We start from the raw sequence: 255 nt of genomic DNA, 5'->3' as shown, positions 1-255 counted from the left end.
CACATGCAAGTCGAACGGCAGCGCGGGGCAACCTGGCGGCGAGTGGCGAACGGGTGAGTAATATATCGGAACGTACCCTGGAGTGGGGGATAACGTAGCGAAAGTTACGCTAATACCGCATACGATCCAAGGATGAAAGCAGGGGACCGCAAGGCCTTGTGCTCCTGGAGCGGCCGATATCTGATTAGCTAGTTGGTAGGGTAAAAGCCTACCAAGGCATCGATCAGTAGCTGGTCTGAGAGGACGACCAGCCAC

The 255-nt window shown here is 56.1% G+C and carries 1 rRNA gene; it reads left to right on the top strand.

Annotation, left to right across the window (positions count from 1 at the left end):
• Positions 1 to 255: ribosomal RNA gene (locus tag GTP55_RS29430) — 16S ribosomal RNA — on the top strand; the annotation flags it as partial.

It is taken from the genome of Duganella margarita (assembly GCF_009857535.1).
Taxonomy (GTDB): domain Bacteria; phylum Pseudomonadota; class Gammaproteobacteria; order Burkholderiales; family Burkholderiaceae_D; genus Rugamonas; species Rugamonas margarita.
The sequence above is the reverse complement of the archived record's forward strand: the minus strand, read 5'-3'. Positions and strand labels throughout refer to the sequence as shown.